Here is a 1,549-nt window from a genome sequence, read left to right on the forward strand (position 1 = left end):
CAGCTGAGCTACGGAATCGTTTGCGTTTGCGGGTGCAAAACTACAACATTAATTCTTATTTGCAACCCTTTTTTAAGAAAAAATTAAAAAAAGTTACTTTTTTATTTCAGTGCCCAGAACTGGATTCGAACCAGCACGCACGTAGTGCACAACCCCCTCAAGATTGCGTGTCTACCAATTTCACCACCTGGGCATTATTTCAAAAGAACAGGCTGCAAATATAAACTCGAATGCCATTTATAAAAAGAATTTCTCAATAGATTTTCAAGTAAAATTTTATTGTTATTTTTAACGTTTGATTTACAATTAGTTACATTATTAATTATTTCGTTGAAATCCATTTTGAAAACTTATACGTAATTACCTAAAACCCTAAGTCGTGTTTGATATGATTGAAATCCTACATCCTAATCCTGTACCGGAGAAAATAATAGGTACTATTGACTATTACCGTTGGCGGCATGTTGATTTTATTACCCGTTTTGATGGTGATCCCAGTAGAGTTCCGAATTATTATCTAGATCTAGGGGAACATTATCTCTTTCTTTTTAAACAGAAAATAGCTTTAAAATTAAGTGCCAATGGAAGAGATTGGGTAAATCGTACAGCCTTGGCGCTACAAGAAGAATTAGAGACACTATTGAAAGTTGACCCTGAGATTGAACTCAAACCTCGAGAATTTAATAAAAGACTTTATATCACACATTTTAAAGTCTATTTTAAAACAGGTTTTCATAAGCTACCAGCGGAGGATAGAAAAATAATTTTTAAAAACATTCAATACTCAGATATTAAGAAGCTCTTGAATACAAAAGTTTAGACATAAAAAAGGGAAGACCACAATGATCTTCCCTTTTGTATTATAATGGTTTTCTTATTGAATTACCAAACGTTCAACAGCAGTTCCATTTGTACCTGTAACGGTAACAAAGTAAACTCCTTTTGGTGCATTGGTTAAATCTAATGCAACTTCATTTGTAGTATCGAAAGAAGTAGTAGCCATTACTTTCCCCTGAAGGTCTGTAATTACAATTGCCCCTGTATTAACCTCTGTAAATGATACCTTAAAGGCTCCTACAGTTGGGTTAGGGTATACATTGAATGTAGCTTCGTTCTCCGTTGCGATTCCAACGTTGTTAATAGAGAAACAGTCTGATGTATCTACACATGATCCATTTGTTACCTGAAGGGCGTAATCACCGTTTCCTTGTGGAGTAAATGTACTTCCTGTTTGGTTTGTTACAAACGACATGTTGATACAGTATAACCACTGGAATGTAGCGTTAGGATCTGTTTCATCTGCAATGTAAGTTCCATTCGGGTAATCAAAAGTTACTCCGTTGTCTACGTTATCAATTGTTAAGTCTAATGTCACAACAGAATCACACCCTGCAACAGTTTGTAAGGTAGCTGTGTATTGACCTGATGTAGTATAGGTCATACCATCCGCTGGCCAAGTGTAAGAAGCACAAGCAACTTCCGTTTGAGTAGAAGCAGTTGATGCATTCATAGTTAAATTCAATACTCTAATTGAGTCACATCCACCTGC

Annotated in this window: 2 protein-coding genes and 1 tRNA gene; 1 reads left to right on the forward strand and 2 read right to left on the reverse strand. The window is 35.6% G+C overall.

Annotation, left to right across the window (positions count from 1 at the left end; translation table 11 throughout):
- Nucleotides 1-110: 110 nt before the first annotated feature.
- Nucleotides 111-193: transfer RNA gene (locus tag AC22ZQ_RS14645), tRNA-Leu, on the reverse strand.
- Nucleotides 194-379: 186 nt separating this feature from the next.
- Between AC22ZQ_RS14645 and AC22ZQ_RS14650 the strand changes: the two genes are divergently transcribed.
- Nucleotides 380-820, forward strand: a complete 441-nt coding sequence (locus AC22ZQ_RS14650; protein WP_318959489.1) for a hypothetical protein — start codon at nt 380-382, stop codon at nt 818-820.
- A gap of 54 nt (nt 821-874) precedes the next feature.
- Here the strand turns inward: AC22ZQ_RS14650 and AC22ZQ_RS14655 are convergent.
- Nucleotides 875-1,549: T9SS type A sorting domain-containing protein (locus tag AC22ZQ_RS14655; protein WP_318959490.1), on the reverse strand; the 675-nt coding region annotated here is incomplete at its 5' end.

This window comes from Lishizhenia sp. (assembly GCF_057456495.1).